The sequence below is a fragment of the Ruegeria sp. E5 genome (assembly GCF_056534105.1).
Window position 1 is genome coordinate 1,094,653 of the sequence record NZ_JBQFPA010000001.1, and the last position, 21,981, is coordinate 1,116,633.

The following is a 21,981-nucleotide window of genomic DNA, read 5'->3' on the forward strand; positions in this document are numbered from 1 at the left end:
AGGCGAACTCATGACGGAAACCTTCGATCATATCGTCATCGGCGGCGGCTCTGCCGGCGCAGCCGCTGCAGCGCGACTGGTCAACCAGGGCAAGTGCAGGGTTCTGGTGCTGGAGGCCGGGCATTCGCACCGCCATCCGTTGCTGGACATGCCGCCGGGTATCTTCAAGATGATCAACGGGTCCAAGTTCATGACCTACCACCAGACCGAACCGCAGGACCACCTGGACGGTCGCGTGCATGACATTCCGCAGGCCAACGTGCTGGGTGGCGGGTCGTCTGTGAATGCCCAGGTCTATATGCGCGGCCGCCCTTCTGATTATGACGCGTGGGACGACCTGCTACGACAGACCAACGACGGGGTCGGCTGGGGATGGGATGATGTGCTGCCCTACTTCCGTAGAATGGAAGACAATAACAGGCTTCACAATGACCTGCATGGCAGCAACGGTCCGGTGCAGGTCTCGGATCCGGGGCATATCGACGACATGTCACGTTGGTTTGTTCAGTCGGTGCAGGCCCTTGGCGAACCATTCAACACGGACTTTAACGGCGCAACGCAGCGCGGTGTCGGGTTCTATCAGTTCACCAATCGCGCCGGTAAGCGCAGTTCGTCTGCCTATGCGTTTCTCGCCCCTCTCGAGACGAACCCGAACTTGACCATCCAGCTTGGCGCAACGGTCAGCAAAGTCATCATCGAAAACGATAAGGCCGTCGGCGTGCAGTACCGAGACAAACGCGGAGCCCACACGGTCCGGTGCGATGGTGAAGTTGTCGTTGCGGCGGGCGCTCTGGTGACGCCAAAAATCCTAATGCTATCAGGCATCGGACCCGATGCACATCTTGCCGATCACGGTATTCCCGTGATCTGCCCATTGCCTGGGGTTGGCCAGAACCTGATCGACCACCCCGAAGTTCCAATTACCGCCTTTGCCAACGGTCCCTACGGATACTTCAAACAAGGTGAGGGCTGGCGGATGCTTCGCAACGGCATCCAGTTCAAACTGTTCGGCAGCGGACCGGTGACTTCCGCCGGAGTCGAAGCCGGCGCGTTTGTCAATCCGTCGATTCCTGATGGAGAACCAACCATTCAAGCTTTTTGCGTGCCAATTGTTTATCTGGATCGCGACGCTCTGGACGAGGTGCAGGATGACTTTGGCCTGACCGTTACGACCGTCGTGGTCAAACCGAAATCACGCGGAGAGGTCCGGCTTCGCTCGGCCGATCCTCACACCATGCCAGTGGTCTCGCCCAACCTTCTGAAGCATGAAGACGACATGCAGGAGATGATCCGGGGGCAGCGGTTCTTTCGCCGGGCATTCACTTCGGGCCCGCTTGCTCAAAGGGTTCGCGAAATCGTCATTCCCACAGCGGACGACGACCAGACGCTACGAGCACATTGCAAGCGATTCGTAAAAACCAACTATCACCCGGCGGGCACTGCCAAAATGGGCCGGGACGGCGACGGAATGGCCGTGCTGGACGCCAGGATGCGCGTGCGCGGAATTGAGAGCTTGCGGGTGTGCGACATGTCAGCCGTGCCCGACATCAACGCCGGCAACACAAACGCACCTGCCATGATGCTGGGCGAACGATGCGCCGACCTGATCCTCGGCATCGGATCAGCCCGCGAGATACGCAATTCCTAACCTGAGCTGCGGCGTCGCCCGTCATTGATCCGACTTCTAACGCAGAATATGGCGTCGCCCTGTCCGACCCACCGAAAATAGACTACCCTGCCTAAATGCGCAGAACGTGGCCAAAGGTCATGGCGCGGACGGAAAACGCCTTACAGAAAATCGTCCCGCCTGGGCGTGAAGCAGTCGATCAACTCTCCGGCAGCCAGGCAAACACAACCATGGCTTACACCGGACGGAATAATCAGGCTGCACCGGGTTCCAACGCTCGCTCCTGATCTCCGATGACAAAGTTGAACCGCCCGGACCGCACAAATGTCGACTGCACATGCGGATGGTCGTGCAACACGCCTTCGGCACCTTCTTCAAACCGGAATGAAACCATCATGAGGTCTTCATTATCCGCCAAAACCTGGCGCGTGACACCTGAGGCAGGTGATACAATCGGATAGCTCTTGGTCATAATGCGAGGTCCTTAGTCAGTTGGCGGCGTTCAATTTATTCGAAATACTCGGCATGTTTCGAGTGAACCTCCTCGATGGTCTTGTCGATGCGGCCCAGATGGCGGCGTATCATCTCGGTCGCAGTCGCCTCGTCGCGGTCTGCCAGCGCTTTTGCCAGCTCAACATGATCCCGAACCAGAATGTCGGCCTCGCTTTCGCGCCCAAGGCTTAGAACGCAAAGGCGGTCGATCTTTCTTTTGCATTCCTGAATCGTGTTGAAGGCCAGCGGGTTGCCGCTCAACTCACAAATCAGCCGGTGAAAGTCATAGTCGAGCTGATGGAACTTCTCGGCTTCGTTCCTTGAAACGACGTCTTTCTGCTGCTTGAGATTGTCCTCCAGCAGCTTCGAATATTCGGGCTTCCAGTTCCGACATGCAGCGCGCACCACTTCCAACTCGACCGAGAGGCGAACAAAGCGCGCATGACCGATCCGTTCCATGGAAAAACTACGTACCCGCGTGGCTTTCTGTGGTCGGATCAGCAGCAAATCCTGCGCCTCAAGCCTGTTGAAAGCATCGCGGACCGGCTGCCTCGACACTTCGAACTTTTTTGCAATATCTGCTTCGGACAGTTTTGTTCCCGGCAGAATTTCCAGTGAAACGATCGCCTCGTACAAACTCTCATATACGATGTCAGTGGTTGTGCGCCGCTCGATTTTATCCGTAATACTTTGCATTTCCTGCCTTTTTCTGCGCGTGACCAACACCGGCGGCATTCTGGGCCAATAGGCCTCTCCCTCCGATACTCCTCAATGTATCTCCAGCCAATCCATTTAGCACGGGCCGTGCGAAGCCTTTTGTGGCTCCCAAACAAATTTGTTGACAATACTAGTATCCTAGTCGACTACAATGGGCAACACTGCTGAATGCTCGTTAAGGCACAAAGACCAAAACGGGCGCACTGACTGGATGACCGGGGACCCAAGGGGACAAGAAAATGACCGAATTGAACGCTGAACAGATTGGCCCGAACTTGGAACTGGCAGGGAAGGTTGCGGTCGTAACCGGCGGCGGACGGGACATTGGCCGTGCCTGCGTCATGAAACTGGCCAAGGCTGGAGCGTCGATCGCGATCAACTATCACAGCTCATCTTCGGGTGCGGAATCGGCGGTTCAGGAAATAACGGCTGCCGGAGGTAAGGCGATTGCCATACAGGGCGACATGACCTCCGGTGCGGATGTGGAAAGGCTGATCTCGGAGACTATTGCGACATTCGGACCTCGGATCGACATTCTTGCCCACGTGACCGGCGGATTGCTGGCCCGGAAGACCCTGTCTGAGATGGATATGGAGCATTGGTGCCATGTCATGGACCTGAACACCACTTCTTTTGCCCGCGCTGTTCAGGCCGTGTTGCCGCATATGAAAAAAGGCGGCGCGATCGTCGGGTTTGCGAGTCAGGCGGGGCGTGACGGGGGTGGCCCAGGCGCGGTCGCCTATGCGGCCTCGAAGGGTGCGGTCATGACGATGACGCGTGGATTGGCCAAAGAACTGGGGCCGGACATCCGGGTAAATTCGGTTTGCCCGGGCATGATCGACACCGATTTTCACAATGTCTTCACAAAAAGCGAAGTGCGGACCAACGTGGCCGGCGCCACGCCGCTTAAACGCGAAGGCACATCTGAGGATGTCGCCAATCTGGTCGCCTATCTGGCCTCAGACGCCGCTGCTTTCATTACGGGCGCGAACATCGACATCAACGGAGGCCTGCTCTTTTCATAACCGGCCTTCGCCGGGCATCGAGTCAACTGTCTGTTTTCTAGGGAGGAAAATATGAATATCAAACTGACTAAAACGCTGATGAGCGCCGCGACCGTGGTCGCAATTACCGGGAGCGCATCCTTCGCAGAGGATTGGCGCGGGTGGAATATCCACGTGGATGGTTACCCAAACACCATCGCGATGGACAAATTCGCAGAACTCATTACGGAAAAAACTGGCGGTGAAATCAGCCTTCAAATGTTCCATGGGGGCACGCTGGGCAGTCAGCCCGACGCGGTTGAACAGGTCCGCGCAGGCGCATTGGAAGTCGGCAACTTTAACCTGGGCCCAATTGGCCCGATTGTCGCCGAGGCCAATGTTGTATCGTTGCCCTTTATATTCAAAGACGTCCCGCACATGTTCCGCGTCTTGGACAGTGATGGTGGCGAGGCAATTGCGGCAGGTATGGCAGCCAAAGGCTTGACACCTCTTGCGTGGTATGACGCTGGCGCTCGCTCCTTCTACAACGGAACAAAGGCAATCAACGCACCTGCCGATGTTGAGGGAATGAAAGTTCGGGTCATGAATAATGACCTCTTTACAGGCATGATTTCTGAGCTTGGTGGCAACCCATCGCCAATGGCGTTTGCCGAAGTTTATCAGGCGCTGAAAACCGGTGTCGTCGATGGTGCCGAAAACAACTGGCCATCATACGAGTCAACTGGCCACTTCGAAGTTGCAGGTTTCTATTCGCTGTCTCAGCACCTGATAATACCCGAATGTATCTGCATTAATACCGACACGTTCAACGCACTGTCACCTGAGATGCAGGCCGCGGTTCGAGAGGCAGCTCAGGAATCTGCAAAACTTCAGCGGCAATTGTGGGCCGAGCGCGAAGCAGCCAGCCGTACAGCCGTCGAAGAAGCTGGTGTGGTCGTGAATGAAGTGGCAGACAAAGCCCCGTTCCAAGCGGCTATGGGCCCGGTTTACGAAGCCTACTTTGCTACGAACCCCGATTTACGCCCGCTTGTCGAGACTATCCAGGCGACGGACTGATTTAGCTACATTGGGTCTGATATTGTCCGGTCCCGCACATGCGGGTCCGGACGCCTGATCAAGAGTTGTGAGCCAATGAGTTATACTTCCCTGCCCCCGACATCTGTGCGCAAGATGATCCAGATCCTGGATTGGATCGCCGACGTGTGCCGGGTTTTGACCGGTGTCGCACTGGTTGTCATCACGGTCATATTCGGATGGCTAGTATTTGGTCGCTATGTTCTGAATGCGACGCCGACCTGGGTCGAACAAGTCGCCTTGCTTCTCGTCATGACAATTGCGTTTCTCGGTGCGGCAGTAGGTGTACACGATAACACGCACTTGTCCGTGTCTCTCGTGCGTTCTGCGGTTCCTCCACGTGTGAGGACCATTTTGGTTATCTGCACAGACGTGCTTATGGCTGGGTTCGGCGCCTTGATGCTGTGGTTCGGAGCTCGACTTACGATCTTTAAGTGGGGATCGCTAATCCCATTGATTCAAGTCCCCGAAGGCTTGCGTTCATTGCCTCTCACAATTGGCGGAGGACTCATATTACTCTTTTCCGTTGGTCATCTAATCCGCCTCTATGTCGGTTTTGACGAGCGCAATGACAGCATAGAATAGAGGCGAATGATGGGAATACTTCTGTTGCTTGGCGTGTTCGCCCTCTGCGTTCTGATCGGAACGCCTGTAGCATTCGCGCTTGGAATAGCGGCCATTTCGGCATTTTGGTTCGAAGGCTTACCCTTGATGATCGGATTTCAGCGGATCGTCTCCGGGATCAATGTATTCTCGTTGATGGCGATCCCGTTCTTCATTTTTGCGGGTGAACTGATGTTCCACGGCGGGATAGCCATGCGTCTCGTCAGGTTTGCTTCGGCCGCTGTCGGGGCCGTGCGCGGCGGCTTGGGAATTGTGAACGTGTTTTCTTCGATGCTTTTTGGGGGGATTTCAGGATCGGCCATCGCAGACATTTCCGCACTAGGGTCTATCTTGGTTCCTGTGATGAAAGAGAAAGGTTACGATGCAGATTACGCCGTAAACGTGACCGTCACGTCCTCGATTGCCGGAATAATTATTCCACCCAGTCACAATATGATCATATTCGCGATCGCAGCCGGGGGTGGAATATCGATCTCGAAGCTATTTCTTGCAGGCGTTATTCCAGGAGTTTTGATGTGCCTTTGCCTTGCTGTGGCGGCGTACCTTGTAGCGGTGCGCAGAGGTTATCAAGCTGAAACCTTCCCGGGTTGGCAAGCGCTCGTGGTGAGCTTCTTCAGTGCTATTCCAGGGCTTTTGACGGCTGTGATTATCGTCGGCGGTGTGTTGTCGGGTATTTTCACCGTTACGGAGTCCGGAGCGTTTGGGGCCATATATGCATTCGTGGTCACACTGATCGTCTACAGAAGCATAACGTGGGAAAACTTTTGTATTGCTGTCGCTTCTGCTGTGCGCACGACGGCGATGGTAATGATATTAATCGCATGCGCTGGTGCGTTTGCCTACATGCTGACCTTTTACAGAGTTCCGGGCAGAACCGTAGATCTGCTTACTGGGTTGACAGAAAATCCTATACTCATCTTGTTGATGGTAAATGCGGTTTTGTTGTTGCTTGGAATGATTATGGATATGGCAGCGCTTATTCTGATCTGCACACCCATTTTTCTACCCGTTGCCAACAGCCTTGGGATTGATCCGCTGCAATTCGGGATGATCTTGCTCGTGAATTTGGGATTAGGATTGTGCACACCACCGGTCGGATCGTGCCTGTTTGTCGGTTGCGCCGTGGGTAAATTGCCAATGGAGAAAGCCGTACGAACAATATGGCCCTTCTACTTGGCAATTCTCTTCGCATTAATGCTTATCACTTTTGTACCCGCGATTTCACTAACACTACCAAGCTTGGTTGGGTGAATAAAGTAAATTCAAGTTTAAAGGCAGACACTTGAAGCTAAGCTTGCGTTCGAGTTTCTCTCTTAATGAAAAAAGGAAACTGACATGTCGCAAAAACCCAAAGTGAATGCTCCCGTCGAGCACATCAGTGTTTTTGATGTCTGCGGTGGCGAAATAGAGATTGGTCGGCCCAAAGATCGATGGACGATGCTTTTCGTCTATCGCGGGCGTCACTGTCCCAGATGCAAGCGATTTCTCAACAAATTGAACGCCATGCTGGCTGATTGGAGCAGCGTCATGGATGTAGTGGTCGTTTCTGCTGACTCTAAAGAAAAGGCTTTGGCCGACAAGGAAGAGTTCGGTTGGACATTTAACTTGGGCTTTGGATTGACCGAAACGCAGATGCGATCACTTGGACTCTACGTGTCGGACCCTCTTTCGGAGGCTGAGACAACCACATTGTTTGCAGAGCCCGGCGCATTCGGAATTCGACCAGATGGCAGTTTGATGTTGGTCGACATTTCGAATGGCCCTGCTGCGCGCCCGGATCTTGAAGAATTGCTAGACGGAATGAAGTTCAATATCGAAAACAACCGACCGACCCGGGGAACAGTTTTTTAACTGCAACGGTGCAGTCAGGCGAATTCGAACCAGTCTCAGCTAGGCCAGTATAGCTGTCCTTCATTCGTCACAAAGACCCCGCCACTCGGCGAGAGCGGCGGTGAGTATCAGCTTGAAGGTGCCTCGGCTGGCAAGCGCTCTTTCTCGTTGAAGTGGTTGTGGACAGAGGAGTTGACGGCGGCGAGCTTCTGCAAACTTCGCATCCGCCTGAAACGTTGCATGGCGCGTTCGCGTCGTCGGAAAGGCAGGTGCGAATTCTCGACGCAGTTGTTGAGCCACCTGCCCGTTTTCTGTTTTTTGTCAGCACCAAGCTCTCTGAAAGCGGTTCTGTATGAGGCGAAGCGATCTGTGACAACGTTTTCCGCTTTACCGTGTCGCTCCATCAATGTCTTGAGGAATTTCAGCGCCGCAGCTTTGTTTCGGCGTTTGGTGACAACGGCCTCCAGTACTTCGCCCTCATGATCTACGGCCCGCCAGAGGTAATGCCGCTTGCCATTCACATTCACGAAAATCTCGTCAACGTGCCACTTCCATTTTGAAAAGGCTCGGAGTTGCTGAACACGCTTCTGCCTTATCTCAGCAACAAACATCGGGCCAAACCTGTTCCACCAATATCGGACAGTTTCGTGGCTGACATCGATACCTCGCTCGTGCAGCAGATCTTCGACATTCCGAAGCGAGAGCGAGAAACGGTTGTACAGCATGACCGAAAGGCAGATGATCTCTGGACTGGTTTTAAAGTATTTGAAAGAGGCAGGTCTGGTCATGCGCAAAAGCTACGCAACACCCCCACCCCGCTCAAGCAAAGTTCTTCTTAAAAGACCATCAGAGCAATTCAATCTGACAAGACGTAAAAAAGGCTTGCAATACTATCTACCTATTGATAGGTAGATTGGATGAAGCACAAACCCCGACGGAGGTACTCAGATGAAGATTTATGATGTCGAAGGGTTCCCGAACCCTGCCCGTGTTCGTATTGCGCTGGCTGAGAAAGGCGCGTCAGACAAAGTTGAATTCATCCCTGTGGATGTGATGGGCGGCGAACATCGTACGCCTGAGTTCAAAGCCAAAAACCCCGATGCCGCGGTGCCTTGTTTGGAACTGGAAGATGGATCGCACATCGCTCAATGCAACGCGATCACTGAATATATCGACGCAACCTTCGATGGCCCATCATTGACCGGCGTGACTGCGCAAGAGCGCGCCCGAATCTCGATGATGAACCTGCGCGCGGAAAACGGTCTGTTGAATGCGGTCGGCACCTACTTCCACCATGCCACACCTGGCCTCGGCCCGGACCTGGAAACCTATCAATGCGCCGAATGGGGCAACAAACAGAAAGAGGTTGCCGGAAACACCATGGCCTATCTGGATGCGGTATTGGCCGAAAACGAATACTTGGCCGGGGACACATTCTCGGTGGCTGATATCACCGCCTTTGCAGGATTGGCGTTCGCCGATTTTGCCAAAGTTGAAATTCCTGAAACCCTGACCAACCTGCAAGCTTGGCGTGCTAAGATGGCGGCCCGTCCATCTATCGCCGGCTAAGCGAGAACTGCCATTTAAGTTGAAAGGACCCCTCCCATGGAACTCAACTCGGACTTCTCTTCGCGTGTCGTTGTTCACTCTGATCAGCTTGAGTGGCAGGCCTCGCCCATGAAGGGTGTGGACCGGCGCATGCTGGACCGAATTGGTGGCGAAGTCGCCCGCGCCACCACCATTGTGCGCTATGCACCAGGCAGCAAGTTTTCGGCCCACACCCATACAGGCGGTGAAGAGTTCATCGTTCTGGACGGCGTCTTTCAGGATGAGCATGGCGATTTCCCGGAAGGCACCTATGTGCGCAATCCCCCAACGACCGAGCACACGCCCGGCTCAGAACCCGGCTGCACGATCTTCGTCAAACTCTGGCAATTCGACATGGATGATCGCAATCAGTTCCGCAAAACCATGGCCGACGAACTGGCCGCACCCGTGAACGGGGTCGCCACTGCGACGCTGCACAAGGATGACCGCGAGGTTGTCACTTACAGCCATGTTGATGCAGGCACCGAGATTACTTCGAATGCGCCGGGTGGTATCGAGCTGTTAATGATTGGCGGATCGCTGACCTCAGGCGGTGACGTGCTGAAAAAGAACGACTGGCTACGCCTGCCTGAGGGTGAAGCGCTGTCGGCTATGGCTGGCCCAGACGGGGCGAAGGTCTGGATGAAGACTGGCCACCTGCCCTTTGCACAGCCACCGGTGGTTTAATTCATGAGTAGCAAGAAACCTCTGGCGATTGTCGCCGGTGCGGGGACTGGCCTTGGCCAGTCCCTTCTCGCGCGGTTTCAGGCAGGTGGCATGACGGCCATTGGTCTTGGACGGACGCAGCCGCAGGAAACGATCGCGCCGTTTCATCAGGTCGATCTGTCCGATCCGAGTGCGGTTGCGCCAGTGATTTCTGAATTGATCGCTACGCATGGCCCGCCGAAGTTCGTGGTACACAATACGGCTGAGCTGGTGATCGCGCCATTCCCCGAAACCGCATTGGAAGACTATCAGAGAACGTGGACATCAATGGTGCAATCTTTGGTCCTGCTGGGGCAATGTGTTCTGCAACCGATGGTGCGCGGCGGTGGTGGCGCGCTGATCGTTTCGGGGGCCACAGCGTCGCTGCGCGGCGGCCCACGGTTTTCCGCTTTTGCGTCGGCTAAGTTCGCCCTGCGCGGGCTGACACAATCGCTGGCACGTGAATATCAACCGGCTGGCGTACATATCTCGCACGTCGTTTTGGACGGGATCATCGATACACCCCGCTCGCGGGATTTGCACTCGCTGGATCCGTCGAAGATGATGAAACCGGACGAGATTGCCGAGGCCTACTGGCAGTTAGCCCATCAACCGCAATCCACCTGGACCCATGAGCTGGACCTGCGCCCGGCATCTGAGGGGTTCTGAGCGATGCAGACGCAAACTCTGATCATTGGCGCAGGCCTTTCTGGCCTCTGCCTTGCGCGACAGCTACAGGCACGAAACCATGACTACCTGCTGGTCGAAGCGCGGGGTCGTCCGGGCGGACGTATCTTGACGGAAAGGCTGGAGGGTGGGTACTTCGACATGGGTCCCGCCTGGTTCTGGCCCGGGCAGCCGCGTATTGCAGCGTTAATAAAGCGGCTCGGACTGGAGTGGTTCGAGCAATATTCAACAGGCGCTCTCAGCTTTGAAAACGAGATCGGCCAGGTCGAGCGCGATCGCGGGTTTGCCTCGATGCAAGGATCTTATCGCTTGAAAGGTGGTCTGGGCGCCCTCACTGATGCGCTTGCCGCTGAGATACCGTCGAAGCGGCTCATCTTATCCGCGCCAATCGTCGGGTTAGAGAAGTCTGCGTCTGGGATCACCACGAACGCTCAAACTGGGCAAGTCATCCATGCTCAGGAAGTCGTACTGGCCCTCCCTCCTCGCGTGGCGAGCAAGATCGCGTTCTCACCTGCTTTACCAGATGAAGCTTTAGCGGCAATGACCGGGATCGCGACTTGGATGGCCGGACAGGCCAAAGTCATCGCTGTCTATGATACCCCGTTCTGGCGCACGGCCGGGCTGTCCGGTGACGCGATGAGCCGCAGGGGGCCGATGGTGGAAATACACGACGCCTCCCCTGCCGAGGGCGGACCTTACGCGTTGTTCGGCTTTATCGGCTTACCCCCGCGCACCCGCAGCAACGAAGAACGGCTGAGGCAGTTGCTCAAAGAGCAACTGTCCCGGCTGTTCGGCGCCGAAGCTGCGGAGCCAAAGACACTCTTTGTCAAAGATTGGGCCTTTGACCCGTTCACCTCTATCGAAGCGGATCAACAGCCGTTATACGCTCATCCGCAATACGGGCTGCCCCATGCGATGACCCGTCTGTGGGATGGCCGACTAATCTTTGGCGGGACCGAAGTTGCACCACAGTTCGGGGGCTATATCGAAGGCGCCCTGGAGTCTGCGGAAAACGCGCTGGCCCTGATCATGACGGAAAAGGTTTGAGCACGTATGACGAGTGATACCAAGACGGCCCTTCTGGATGTTGCCGAACACGCTGCGCGTGCGAGGGGGTTTGACGGGTTCAGCTATGCCGATCTGGCAGAGGCGGTGGGTATTCGCAAGGCGTCAATCCACTATCATTTCCCGACCAAAGCGGCGCTGTCGGCGGCACTCATGGGTCGCTATCATGAGACCCTGCAGGCAAAGTGCAACCGCATCCGGGTAGAACACAAAACCGGGGCCGAGCAATTGCTGGCCCTGATCGACCTCTACCGGGATGCACTCAATGACGGGAAAACCTTGTGCCTCTGCGTGTCGCTTATCAGCAGCCGTGAAAGCCTTTCGGATGACGTGATCCAAAAGATCAGAAAATTCCGCGCCATGATGGTTACCCAAATCGAAGAGATCCTGAAGCTTGGCCAAGAGGACAAATCAATCACCGGCATCACCGATCCTACCTCGGAGTCCAGCGCGGTACTGGCCCTTTTAGAAGGCGCGCATCTGACCGCGCGCGCAGAAGAGAATGTGAATACCTTCGATGAGGCTTTGGGCGTTTTAAAGTCCCGCTGTTGACCTTCGCCCCGACACATCGGATCGTTGCCGCAAGCAATTCATTTGATATTCGGAGCTTCCATTATGCCCAAAGTCATTCTGATCACCGGCACGTCAACCGGCCTTGGTGTTCAAATCGCCATACAAGCGGCCCAAGCGGGCCATACTGTCTACGCGACTATGCGAAACCTCGCCAAGCGCGGCATCTTGGATGCGGCCGCCTCTGACGCTGGCGTCAATTTCAACGTGCTTGAGCTGGACGTGCAGAACAGCGCCAGCGTAAACGCCGCAGTCGATCAGATCATCGCGAACGAGGGGCGGATCGATAAGCTGATCAACAATGCGGGTGCCGGATTTGTTCGTACAACCGAACAAGCCAGCGAAGAAGAGGTCGCCTGGGTCATGGATGTGAATTTCATGGGTGTCGTGCGCTGCACAAAAGCGGTGATGCCACACATGCGCGCAGCACGCTCGGGCCACGTCATCACAATCTCATCCGTAGGCGGCCTAGTGGGTCAGCCGTTCAACGAGATCTACTGCGCCGCAAAGTTCGCGGTTGAGGGGTACACTGAGGCTTTGGCCAGCTACGTCACGCCCAATTTCGGTATCCATTTCTCGACAGTTGAACCGGGCGGTATTCAATCCGAGTTTGCGACCAATGTGCTGAAACATGTCGAGGCCACGGGCGGGATGCTTGAGGATGAGTATCTACCTATTCTCCAGAAGTATATTGGCGGCGCTCAGGCGCGAATGGATGGCAGCGATATCTATCAAACTTCGGAACAAGTGGCATCAGTTGTCTTGGGCGTGATTGAAGCCTCTGACCCGCCGATCCGCGTTCGCACTTCAAACTGGGGTGAGGCGTTTACTCGCCTGAAAACCGAAGCAGACCCGGATGGAAAAAAGCAACAAGCAGCCGTGATTGAGCAGTTCCTAAGCTAAAACCTTACTGGTGTAAGTCTGCTCTGAATGCAGCAGCCTTGCTGCAATTGCCACAGGTTTCCATGCTGCACCATCGGCGACGTCCGCTTTTTGCGATGTCGAGGAACACCAGCACGCGTCGATCATGCGTACAATCCCTGATCCTTTTCGGATCGGTTTCTGTCGGCAATGTCGTAAAGCATTTCGCGACCAGCGCCATGAAAACCATTGCGCGCGTCACGTCATTTCACTCGGTGATAGACCATTCAGCATCATCCAAATGTCGCCGTTTCTCGAATTGGTCTGGGGTATTAGCCTGACCGCTTAGAGAAAAGGTGCCTGCAGGCAATCGCGGCGTCCGACAATCCAATGATAACACCCCGCGGTGGGAGCTTTGCTTGATCCAACGCAGGGCCTTCAATCCGGTCGCCCGACAGACTCACCGTCGAACCCAACAATTTCGCACAGAATCATGAAAAAGCACTCACTCGTTTATCTGGCACTCGCGGCACTCATGAACGTGGGTAGACGCACTAAAGCACGTTCGACAATCGGAAGCGCGAGCCAACTGGATTGCATTCAACGGCCCATACTAGGCCTTTGACCGACCTTGAGGGCGCTGCGGCGCGGCCCGTCAGACCGGACTATCGGCGCAATCGCAAGGCGGGATGGCAGACTTCGTACGTTTTGCGGGTCAAAGCGCCAATTCGCTGCATTTGCCTATGAATTCTCCGCGTGACAAATTGAATGCGCCGCCCCTTGAAGTTCACGTTCCCGCCACCCAACGATTCTGATAGCAAAACAGAGAATTCTCGTTCCGGGGGCAGCGTTGATCGACAGACTAACAGCGATTTTTGCTTTGAAGGTCATTGCAGTTTCTATGTGCATTGGCGCGCTCACGCCTCTCATATTCCTAGACGGATACGAGAAACCAGTGGATGCAATTGTCGGCAGTTTGACCGGGTTAATCATTGGTGCAGGATGCCTAACGGTTGAGCTCACCTTTCTCTCTAATCAATCGATCCGATGGCTGCGGCAAACCCCGCTTATCGTCATTATCGGATTTAGGGCCGTCACTTATAGTCTGATTATCGTTATCGGGATCATACTTCCCGCGCGCGTACTGCTTGATCAGAAACTCTGGCAGGAACCTGAGTTTGCATTCAACTTTGCTCTATCCGCTGCGATCGCTTCTGTCATTTCCACGTCAGTTGAACTGCTAAGACTGTTAGGCCGGGAGGCAACTTTGGCAATCTTCACCGGACAATATCGACGCCCCCGGCTAGAAAACCGAATTGTTCTTTTTGCCGACCTGGTAGGGTCGACCTCGCTCGCGGAGCGGATTGGCGATTTGAGATTCCACGAGTTCCTTTCTGACGTGTCCTACGATCTGTCCCAGCCCATAGAGAGCAGTGGGGGCGAAGTGCATCGATACGTGGGAGACGCAGTCATCGTGACATGGCCGACAGCGAGCCCGAAGAGTTACGAACGGAGTTTTGCGTGCGCGAAGGAAATGCCCCGCACGTTAGAGAGTAAGACCGAAGAATACGTCGTCAGATTTGGGCAAGAGGCAAAGATCAGGGTGGCTCTACATTGTGGGCCGGTTGCGGCAGGTGAGATCGGGACATGGAAAAAGGAGGTAGCCTTGCTGGGCGACACAATGAACACCGTCGCCCGGATAGAAAGTGCTGCCAGAGACTTCGGAGTAGAAGTGGTGATCTCGGATGCTGTCAGGGAACAACTGTCCGATGAAGTTAACAAAATGCTATCCCAACTTCCCGCCTACAATGCCCGCGGAAAAACCGATCAAATGGTGCTTTGGACCATCACTAAGTGATTTGCCATTGCAGAAGCTATCGAAATCTAAACACTTGGGCCGTTCGTGTGGACGGCTCTGACCTTCTATTGGCAAACAGTTCTCAACGCTGAATTGCGGCCCGACAGACCTTACTTTCGCCGCGGCCGCAACATCTGGTTCTTATTAACTCATGGTTTTCGGGCAACGCCGCCAATCGCAATAGCTTTCTAAAGGTGGAAACAAACCTGAATGCAGTCCATTCATTCAGGAATTTACTGTTACTGGTGATGTGACACAGATAGCGTTTCCACTTGCAAAGCTGAATGAACTAGAGCTTCAAGGTTTTTGCGCAACAACATAACGACTCTGGAGCATCGAGGCTTGATCGGAAGTATACAGGATTTCAAAGCCTGCACGCTCAATTTTCCTATCAAGCATCGACATAGACACGAAATTCACAAACGGGGCTTTCCCAAAAAACTGCATGATAGGGATCGCGACACGACTGATCATCGCATACTTGAACCCACCATTCTCAGGCGCACACACCGTTTTGGATATGAAAACCCCACCGGATTTTGTCAATTTGGCAATATGCTCTAGCGCTTGATCCAAATCAGGCAGGAGATGAAGCAGGTTATGCGCCAAAACCGCATCGTAACCACCTTCAACAGGATCGTGCTCGAGAACTTCGGCCACCTTGAAAGTGACATTCTCCAGTCCTTCTTTAGCACGCTTCTCGTTGGCAATCTCGATCATGCCCGGAGCGAGATCCGAGGCGGTGATATGGTTGACATGCGGTGCAAGCAACAGCGCGGTTGAACCCGTCCCACAACCGATTTCCAGTACACTGTCTTCTGCTTTTAGGTGCGACTTCGTACGTTCGAGTGTGTTCAGATACCCTTCCATGTTCCGGATTGGGTCCGCCGCATACTTTCGCGAGATTCTGCTCCAGAACGCGGCATCTTTGGACAAAGCAGCCATTTTATTACTCTCTTTCAAGTTTGTTGTCGCACCCCATACATCCATACACACATTTACTAAATTGCCATAATTCGCAGAAGTGTTATGCATAAATGCATGAACTGGAATGCCATCAATTTCGACTGGAATCAGGTACGGACCTTTCTTGCGACGGCTGAAGAAGGCTCGTTTTCCGCAGCGGCGCGCGTTCTCGAGCAAACTCAACCTACTGTCGGTCGTCAGGTTGCGGCGCTGGAATTGGCGCTTGGGATCACCCTGTTTGAAAGAGTTGGTAAATCGCTTAGTCTAACGACCGCTGGCGCCGAGCTTTTGTTGCATGTCAGAGAAATGGCGGATGTCGCGCACAGGATCTCCCTTACTGCTACAAGCCAGTCGCAAACTGTCGAAGGGCAAGTCAGGATCACCGCGTCAGATGTGATGTCTGCCTATCAGCTGCCGCCTATACTGAAAAAGATCCGACTTGCAGCACCGCGTCTTGAGATCGACGTCGTTGCTGCCAATGACTTACGAGACATACAGAGACGTGAGGCTGATATCGCCATCCGACATGTACGCCCGACGCAACCAGATCTGACCGCAAAGCTTGTTGCCGAGGCGACGGCACATTTTTACGCAGCACCTGCGTACCTTGATCAGTTGGGAAGGCCGAAAAATGAAAACGAGCTCGCGAAGTTGGATTTCGTGGGGTTTGGCGACATTGACACGATGATCGGTTTTCTCGATCCGGCGGGCGTTAAGGTCACTCGAAAGAGTTTCCGGATTGGCTCGCAAAGCGGAATTGTATCCTGGGAGCTGGTGCGCCAAGGGTTTGGCATCAGTGTAATGTCGGATGACGTGGCTGCCTTGACACCAGGTGTGGAGCGCGTGCTACCCGACCGAGAGCCGTTTAAGTTCCCGATTTGGCTGGCGACGCACTCGGAATTACATACTGCGCGAAGGATCAGGTTGGTGTTTGATCAACTTGCAGATCAACTGAGCACAGGGGCCATTAGGTAGTCCGGGAGTTCACCCTATGTCACAGGTCCAACCAACGCTTCACTTGCTTTGTGGTAAAGTCGCCTCAGGAAAATCAAGTCTAGCGGCGAAACTTGCGAATAGCGGCAAGGCGGTGCTCATTTCAGAAGATGAATGGCTTAGCGTCCTATTCGGCGACCAGATGAACTCCCTGCAGGATTATGTAAATTGCGCCTTGAAATTGCGGCCGGTCATGGGGCGGCACATCGCATCGTTGCTGAAGGCCGGGGTTTCTGTCATTCTCGACTTTCCGGCGAACACAATTGAAAACAGAGCCTGGATGCGCAAGCTGCTGGAAGAAACTGCTGCGACGCACCAGCTTCACTTTTTGGACTTGCCGGATGAGGTTTGTCTGCGCCGGCTGCACAAGCGCAACAGTGAAGGTGCGCATGCCTTTGCAGCAACGGAAGATCAATATTGGCGTTTGGCGAGGTATTTCGAGGCACCATCACCCGAAGAAGGTTTTAACGTCATAACTCACAATCGGTAGCGCCAGCCATTCAGTATTTCGCGGAGTCACTCAGATATTTTGGCCACCCACTCTGTATCGGTGAATGGCCAAATGCTCTCAGGCAGCTTTCACTGTGTCTCAAATCCGAAGTTTACGCGACGACATGAGGTGCATGCCAGCTTTCGTTAGCCGCCCTTTGCTTGCGGCCCACAAACACATCAGTCCAAGTACCATCTCTATCCCAAGAGCAGAAAGGATGCTTTCCGATGGTCGTCCATCAAGCATAATGCTGACCACGCGCCCCGCGGCAAAGGCGAAGAACACAGTGACTCCAAGCCAAGCTGATGTCTGGGCCATCTTTTGGTATAGCGCTCCCGACAGAATGATCAGGCCAAGTGCAGCCAGATTGGCAGCAGGTGCGCGCAATTCGCTCATCAAGTTCGGCTGCGGCGAAATATCAATGCCGTAGCTGGAGTAAAAGGCCAGTGGGGCCAGCGTGATGATCAGCCCCAGGGTGGCTGCAACAAGACCCGCCAACCCCAGGACAAGCCTGCGTTTTACGTCAAACGTCATGATTGTGTTCCTTTGTAGTCAGACCGACTCATGCAGCTTGTGTCCAAGCACCAGACTTTGCGGCTTCATCAGCAAAATCAGAGAAATCGCGCGGAGCTCTCCCCAAGGCACGTTGAACACCGTCCGCAGTGTTCGCATTGCGACCATCAAGCGTTTCCCTCGCTATGTCAGCAATCACGTCAGCAATCATCTCTCCGCTCGCGTTGATGATTTCCGCATGGAAGTCTTCAAACGAAATCGGCACATATTGCACGGTTCTACCCATTGCGCGCGAAAGCTCGGCAGCCATTTCGGCAAATGTCATGAGACGCGGCCCTGTAACTTCATAAAGCTCGCCAGTGTGTCCTTCCTCGGTCAAGGCGGCGACGGCAACGTCGGCAATGTCGTCCACGTCGATAATCGGTTCACGCACGTCACCTGCGGGCATGGGCAACACACCGGCCATTACCGGCTCCAGCAATGCACCTTCAGAGTAGTTTTGCGCAAACCACGCCGCACGGACGATCGTAAAGGGCACACCGGAGTTCCGAACAACCCCTTCGGCACGTTCGGCATGAAATTCTCCGCGACCTGTTAACAGCACAAGTCGCTGCAGTCCTTTTTCTCGAGCCAATGCCGAAAAGGCCGCAACTTGCTCGACCGCGCCCGGAAAGGCGATGTCAGGAAAATAGGAAATATAGGCGGCAGAAACACCGTCCAGGATTGCAGGCCATGTCTGCGGTTTTTCCCAATCAAATGGGGTTTTGCTATTCCGCGATCCACGCCGAACTGCATGGCCCCTGTCTTCAAGGCGCGTCACGATACGTTATCCGGTTTTACCTGTTGCGCCAAGTACGAGAATGGTTTGCTGTGTCATCGGTCATCTCCGTAAAATCAGTCAATGACCCCAAAATAGGTAAGCACGAAGGACGAAGAAGTCTGCATTGTCCTGACTTTTTATCCATTCATCCAAATATTGTGGACAATTGGGGAGATATCGAACAGTCTGGTGCAGTGAGCCAGATCAACCCCCATATTCCCGACCCCCATGCAATGGCGCAGCCAATCGGTGATCCGCTCGGGGAAATTCTTCATCTTCTGAAACTGACGGGTACATTCTATTGCCAGTCGCGCATGTCTGCGCCTTGGGGCGTTTCTATACCGGGTTTCCCCGAAATACTGAGCTTTGCGGTCATTACGCACGGGCGTTGCTTTATGAGGGTCGGAGAAGATGTGCCGTTTGAAGTCGAGAAAGGCGACTTGGTTCTGATGACAAATGGCGCGCCAGTTGGGTTCTCCAGCTCAAAAGACACCCCACTTTTGAAACTGGAAGAACTGCCCATACGCAAGGTGACCGAGCTCTACGAAACGCTAGAGCACGGCGGCGGTGGAGCCGAGACCGGAATCATGTACGGGCTCGTCAGGATAGATCACGCGGCCAGCGGCATGTTGATGGCCTTGCTTCCCGACGTGCTCAAAATCGATCCGTGGGAAGAGGATGCAGGGAGCTGGCTACAAGCAACTTTGCAATTCATTGCAAGAGAGGCGCGTGAATTACGACCGGGCGGTGAAACAGTGATTACACGCTTGGCCGATGTGGTTGTCATCGAGGCTATTCGCCGATGGTTGAACAGTGCGCCCGACGCCAATCGAGGTTGGCTGAAAGCCGCCAGAGACCAACAGATTGGCCGCACCATTGTTTCCATTCATCGCGCACCTGCAGCAAACTGGACAGTCGAGTCTCTTGCACAGGTTGCAGGTATGTCCAGATCGGCATTTTCCGCACGGTTTACCGAACTCGTCGGCGTGCCGGCAATACAATACCTCGCAACTTGGCGAATGCATCTGGCGCGGGAACGATTAATTGCTACCGATCAACCAATCTCGCAAATCGTGGCTGAGATCGGGTACCTATCTGAACCTTCTTTTAACAAAGCATTCAAACGGGTTTTTAACATGCCTCCAGGGAAAGTCCGCAAGCTGCAACATCAGTCACAAGGCGCTGTTTAGTCGAAAATAGACACGTCTTGCGAAAAGCGTATCTGCTTTGAGTCTAAACAGGTCGGCTTCAGGCTCGTTGCAGACTTCGGTGCAGACGCAGCGCAAGCGCCTTCCCCGTTCTCCACGATACATCCAACGGCCTAAACCGGGCCTTGCGCGGAGCGATCAGTTTCCGCGAGTGCAGCCCACATAGCGGTCATCGATCCGGGATAGCACTGAGGAAACCGGTATCGTTTCGACTTGGTGAAAACCTTTCCAACACCCAATCATAGAGTTGATTATGCTGCCCGGAGACGTCATGGGCAGGCTTTTTGTCTCCCTATCAAAACACAAATGTCTCGCGGTGGCGTCTTGCTTCCTCAACGCCCAGCCCGTTGAGCGCCGCCTCCGTACTGGTCATCATAGCTTCAGGACCGCACATGTACACATCTCGCATTCCGAGATGCGCGACCGATTGAACGTCTTCGCTTTGCATGCGTCGCTCCTCAATCTTCAGCAGCTGGTCGGTGAAAGTCGCGTTCAGATCATCGCGTGCGGATTTCGCAGCCAATGCGTTTTCGCCTGCGCTTTGAAACGCGACAATACGTAGTGTCACCTGGTCCGAAACAGAGCTGTTTTTTTTCGCAAAGTGCTGCAGAACTGCAATGTCATCGTCCCGACCGGAAAACAGAAACACGATATCGATGGGCTGGTCCTGCGGGTAAGTCTCTACCACTTGTTTGACTCCGTCCCACATCACCATGAACGGGGTGATGCCAACGCCACCCGCGATCCAAAGCATCTTTGCTGGGAACTTTGGGGGGCTGCCCTCAGCCACTTCGGAAAAACAGGAAAAGCCCGCTCCGGTGCCTTTGAATTTAACTGGAAGATTGTACGTGATCAGCTTCTCCGCGTTGTTGTGCAAGAGGTTGGACATCAGACCGCCTGGTTTGCGTTTGACCGTAACACTGATCCGATTGGTCGTGCGAAACGCGTTGTTCTCTTCGTCAAACTTTGGCGCTCCGGAAAGCGTCCATGTGCGGACGTAGTCCTCGTTCACAAGCTGAGGGTTTGTCTCGTTCATGTGGCTGTATCCGGCGTCCACCAGGTCGGAGAAGTCAAAGACGCCAAAGCCACCGGGCAATGGGGCATTGATTGCCTCAGACAACTCGAATTCGAAGGTACTGATTGTGCTGGACAGGGGTTTTGTAGCGATAAGCTTGGCGGTCAACGGGATAGCGGCGTCGTGCGCCTTTATTGCATGCCCCATCTTCTCCAACTCTGCGCGCAAATATTTGACCGGCGGATTGTAGGGGGAGAGTTGCTCTTTTGATGCCTGCTTGAGGTTTAGGCCTCCACGCACAAAAACCGCGCCCGTTACCTTGATACGTGTCAGCAGGCTCACGCGCGGCATCAGCGCATCTGCGTCATCCCCAAGCAGATTTTCAGCATCCCCCGTAATGTAGAGGATCTCACCGGTTTCAAAGTCTGGAAAGACCAGCCCAACCTTCGGGTCCGTTTCGATATTGCCCAGCGACTGGTAGAAGCGATTGCCAGAATGATCGGGCAGAACCAAATAGGTCGTAACCCGCGCCCCGTCGTTCTCCTCGTAGAGCCGGGTAAAGCCGGGCGCGCCGCCGCGATGATTGACGCCCATATCGGTCTGAGCGCCTGCAGTGGTGGCATCGCTTGTATGTTTTGTCGCCAAGAACAAGGTGCTGGCGCGCGCCACGACGGATTTGGCCTCATTCGACAGCACAGATGAGTGCATATCGAAGCTGTCATGGATAATTTCAGGGTTGCGTCGCGTGTGCCCTAAGGAACGGACTGTAATGTACTTTGGACAGTTCCCCAAGTGCTGATCGGACAACAGTTGTAACCTGATCTTCTCCTCGCCCTCGACATCTGCGGTACGTATGGAGCCCGCAATTTTGTTTCGTCGGCGGTTACCGAAATCGATCCCAACCCCGGCAAAGAGCCGCGCTTCAAGGCCCGATGCGGGATCCTGGCTCACAGCACGCACAAAGGGATCATGCGGATTGGTTTCCGCGACCACATGCGTGGTGTTCTGGCCCGCAACCTGAATGCCAACAGAAGGGTCGCTGTCTGATTGTGTAACCAGAAGGCTGACCCACGGACGCCCATTACGATCAAGCGTTGCGAGCGGCAAATAGGACAGACCCGCAAAGAAATCCGCATGCTGTTTCGGCATGTCGCTTTCGATGTAGTGCGGAATCGCATCGCTCACCTCTTTGGGAGTGTGACGCCGCTCTTGCAGCATCAACTCACCTCTGTGCGATTTATGTATCTGTGCCATCGCTTGATCCTTTCACCTGAG

23 protein-coding genes and 2 pseudogenes are annotated in these 21,981 nt (G+C 54.4%); 17 read left to right on the forward strand and 8 right to left on the reverse strand.

Annotated features, from left to right (window positions below):
• Nucleotides 1-10: 10 nt before the first annotated feature.
• Nucleotides 11-1,648, forward strand: a complete 1,638-nt coding sequence (locus tag ACR0BI_RS05515; RefSeq protein ID WP_480561289.1) for a GMC family oxidoreductase — start codon at nt 11-13, stop codon at nt 1,646-1,648.
• Between the two features lie 140 nt (nt 1,649-1,788).
• Here ACR0BI_RS05515 and ACR0BI_RS05520 read toward each other — a convergent pair.
• Nucleotides 1,789-2,099: pseudogene (locus ACR0BI_RS05520) on the reverse strand (cupin domain-containing protein).
• A gap of 35 nt (nt 2,100-2,134) precedes the next feature.
• Nucleotides 2,135-2,815 carry a GntR family transcriptional regulator gene (locus ACR0BI_RS05525; protein WP_170512688.1) on the reverse strand — a complete coding sequence of 227 codons (681 nt, stop codon included), beginning with the start codon at nt 2,813-2,815 and terminating at the stop codon, nt 2,135-2,137.
• A 260-nt stretch (nt 2,816-3,075) separates the two neighbouring features.
• Here ACR0BI_RS05525 and ACR0BI_RS05530 point away from each other — a divergent pair, with 260 nt between their 5' ends.
• From ACR0BI_RS05530 to ACR0BI_RS05550, 5 genes are all read left to right on the forward strand, one after another.
• Nucleotides 3,076-3,861: an SDR family NAD(P)-dependent oxidoreductase gene (locus tag ACR0BI_RS05530; protein ID WP_480561288.1), complete on the forward strand. Its 786-nt coding sequence runs from the start codon at nt 3,076-3,078 to the stop codon at nt 3,859-3,861.
• Nucleotides 3,862-3,912: 51 nt separating this feature from the next.
• Nucleotides 3,913-4,896 (forward strand): TRAP transporter substrate-binding protein, encoded by a 984-nt coding sequence (locus ACR0BI_RS05535; protein WP_170565640.1) that lies wholly within the window; start codon nt 3,913-3,915, stop codon nt 4,894-4,896.
• 75 nt (nt 4,897-4,971) lie between these two features.
• Nucleotides 4,972-5,499, forward strand: a complete 528-nt coding sequence (locus ACR0BI_RS05540) for a TRAP transporter small permease (protein ID WP_170511735.1) — start codon at nt 4,972-4,974, stop codon at nt 5,497-5,499.
• 9 nt (nt 5,500-5,508) lie between these two features.
• Nucleotides 5,509-6,789, forward strand: coding sequence for a TRAP transporter large permease (locus ACR0BI_RS05545; RefSeq protein WP_480561287.1), 1,281 nt, complete (start codon nt 5,509-5,511; stop codon nt 6,787-6,789).
• A gap of 84 nt (nt 6,790-6,873) precedes the next feature.
• Nucleotides 6,874-7,389, forward strand: coding sequence for a redoxin domain-containing protein (locus ACR0BI_RS05550; protein ID WP_223117806.1), 516 nt, complete (start codon nt 6,874-6,876; stop codon nt 7,387-7,389).
• A 60-nt stretch (nt 7,390-7,449) separates the two neighbouring features.
• On the opposite strand, the pseudogene ACR0BI_RS05555 reads toward ACR0BI_RS05550, so the two are convergent.
• A pseudogene (locus tag ACR0BI_RS05555) lies at nt 7,450-8,108 on the reverse strand (IS6 family transposase).
• Between ACR0BI_RS05555 and ACR0BI_RS05560 the strand changes: the two are divergent.
• From ACR0BI_RS05560 to ACR0BI_RS05590, 7 genes are all read left to right on the forward strand, one after another.
• Nucleotides 8,016-8,207, forward strand: coding sequence for a hypothetical protein (locus ACR0BI_RS05560; RefSeq protein WP_480561856.1), 192 nt, complete (start codon nt 8,016-8,018; stop codon nt 8,205-8,207). The pseudogene ACR0BI_RS05555 and the gene ACR0BI_RS05560 overlap by 93 nt on opposite strands.
• Nucleotides 8,208-8,316: 109 nt before the next feature.
• Nucleotides 8,317-8,937 (forward strand): glutathione S-transferase family protein, encoded by a 621-nt coding sequence (locus ACR0BI_RS05565; RefSeq protein ID WP_170399737.1) that lies wholly within the window; start codon nt 8,317-8,319, stop codon nt 8,935-8,937.
• A gap of 36 nt (nt 8,938-8,973) precedes the next feature.
• Complete coding sequence (locus tag ACR0BI_RS05570) at nt 8,974-9,642, forward strand: cupin domain-containing protein (protein WP_170511673.1); 669 nt, start codon at nt 8,974-8,976, stop codon at nt 9,640-9,642.
• Between the two features lie 3 nt (nt 9,643-9,645).
• Nucleotides 9,646-10,329 (forward strand): SDR family NAD(P)-dependent oxidoreductase, encoded by a 684-nt coding sequence (locus ACR0BI_RS05575; protein ID WP_480561279.1) that lies wholly within the window; start codon nt 9,646-9,648, stop codon nt 10,327-10,329.
• A gap of 3 nt (nt 10,330-10,332) precedes the next feature.
• Nucleotides 10,333-11,394, forward strand: coding sequence for an NAD(P)/FAD-dependent oxidoreductase (locus ACR0BI_RS05580; RefSeq protein ID WP_170512677.1), 1,062 nt, complete (start codon nt 10,333-10,335; stop codon nt 11,392-11,394).
• Between the two features lie 6 nt (nt 11,395-11,400).
• A complete protein-coding gene (locus ACR0BI_RS05585; RefSeq protein ID WP_480561278.1) occupies nt 11,401-11,964 on the forward strand; it encodes a TetR/AcrR family transcriptional regulator in 564 nt (187 codons plus the stop codon).
• A gap of 63 nt (nt 11,965-12,027) precedes the next feature.
• Entirely contained in the window at nt 12,028-12,885 is an 858-nt protein-coding gene (locus ACR0BI_RS05590; protein ID WP_480561277.1) for an SDR family oxidoreductase, read from the forward strand.
• 4 nt (nt 12,886-12,889) lie between these two features.
• Here ACR0BI_RS05590 and ACR0BI_RS05595 read toward each other — a convergent pair whose 3' ends face one another.
• Nucleotides 12,890-13,093 (reverse strand): CGNR zinc finger domain-containing protein, encoded by a 204-nt coding sequence (locus tag ACR0BI_RS05595; RefSeq protein WP_170567769.1) that lies wholly within the window; start codon nt 13,091-13,093, stop codon nt 12,890-12,892.
• Between the two features lie 600 nt (nt 13,094-13,693).
• Here ACR0BI_RS05595 and ACR0BI_RS05600 point away from each other — a divergent pair.
• Nucleotides 13,694-14,701, forward strand: coding sequence for an adenylate/guanylate cyclase domain-containing protein (locus ACR0BI_RS05600; protein ID WP_170635334.1), 1,008 nt, complete (start codon nt 13,694-13,696; stop codon nt 14,699-14,701).
• 297 nt (nt 14,702-14,998) lie between these two features.
• Here the strand turns inward: ACR0BI_RS05600 and ACR0BI_RS05605 are convergent, their stop codons facing one another.
• Nucleotides 14,999-15,691, reverse strand: coding sequence for a class I SAM-dependent methyltransferase (locus tag ACR0BI_RS05605; RefSeq protein WP_480878219.1), 693 nt, complete (start codon nt 15,689-15,691; stop codon nt 14,999-15,001).
• A gap of 51 nt (nt 15,692-15,742) precedes the next feature.
• Here ACR0BI_RS05605 and ACR0BI_RS05610 point away from each other — a divergent pair, with 51 nt between their 5' ends.
• Both ACR0BI_RS05610 and ACR0BI_RS05615 read left to right on the forward strand, forming a co-directional pair.
• Nucleotides 15,743-16,642 (forward strand): LysR family transcriptional regulator, encoded by a 900-nt coding sequence (locus ACR0BI_RS05610; protein ID WP_170508695.1) that lies wholly within the window; start codon nt 15,743-15,745, stop codon nt 16,640-16,642.
• A gap of 16 nt (nt 16,643-16,658) precedes the next feature.
• Nucleotides 16,659-17,150, forward strand: a complete 492-nt coding sequence (locus ACR0BI_RS05615; protein WP_480561274.1) for a P-loop nucleotide/nucleoside kinase family protein — start codon at nt 16,659-16,661, stop codon at nt 17,148-17,150.
• Between the two features lie 99 nt (nt 17,151-17,249).
• Here ACR0BI_RS05615 and ACR0BI_RS05620 read toward each other — a convergent pair whose 3' ends face one another.
• Nucleotides 17,250-17,684, reverse strand: a complete 435-nt coding sequence (locus ACR0BI_RS05620) for a DUF4345 domain-containing protein (RefSeq protein ID WP_480561273.1) — start codon at nt 17,682-17,684, stop codon at nt 17,250-17,252.
• A gap of 28 nt (nt 17,685-17,712) precedes the next feature.
• Nucleotides 17,713-18,483, reverse strand: coding sequence for an NmrA family NAD(P)-binding protein (locus ACR0BI_RS05625; RefSeq protein ID WP_480561272.1), 771 nt, complete (start codon nt 18,481-18,483; stop codon nt 17,713-17,715).
• Between the two features lie 23 nt (nt 18,484-18,506).
• Between ACR0BI_RS05625 and ACR0BI_RS05630 the strand changes: the two genes are divergently transcribed.
• Nucleotides 18,507-19,673 (forward strand): AraC family transcriptional regulator, encoded by a 1,167-nt coding sequence (locus ACR0BI_RS05630; protein WP_480561271.1) that lies wholly within the window; start codon nt 18,507-18,509, stop codon nt 19,671-19,673.
• A gap of 313 nt (nt 19,674-19,986) precedes the next feature.
• Here ACR0BI_RS05630 and ACR0BI_RS05635 read toward each other — a convergent pair whose 3' ends face one another.
• Nucleotides 19,987-21,960, reverse strand: a complete 1,974-nt coding sequence (locus tag ACR0BI_RS05635) for a pyridoxamine 5'-phosphate oxidase family protein (RefSeq protein WP_480561270.1) — start codon at nt 21,958-21,960, stop codon at nt 19,987-19,989.
• Nucleotides 21,961-21,981 lie beyond the last annotated feature (21 nt).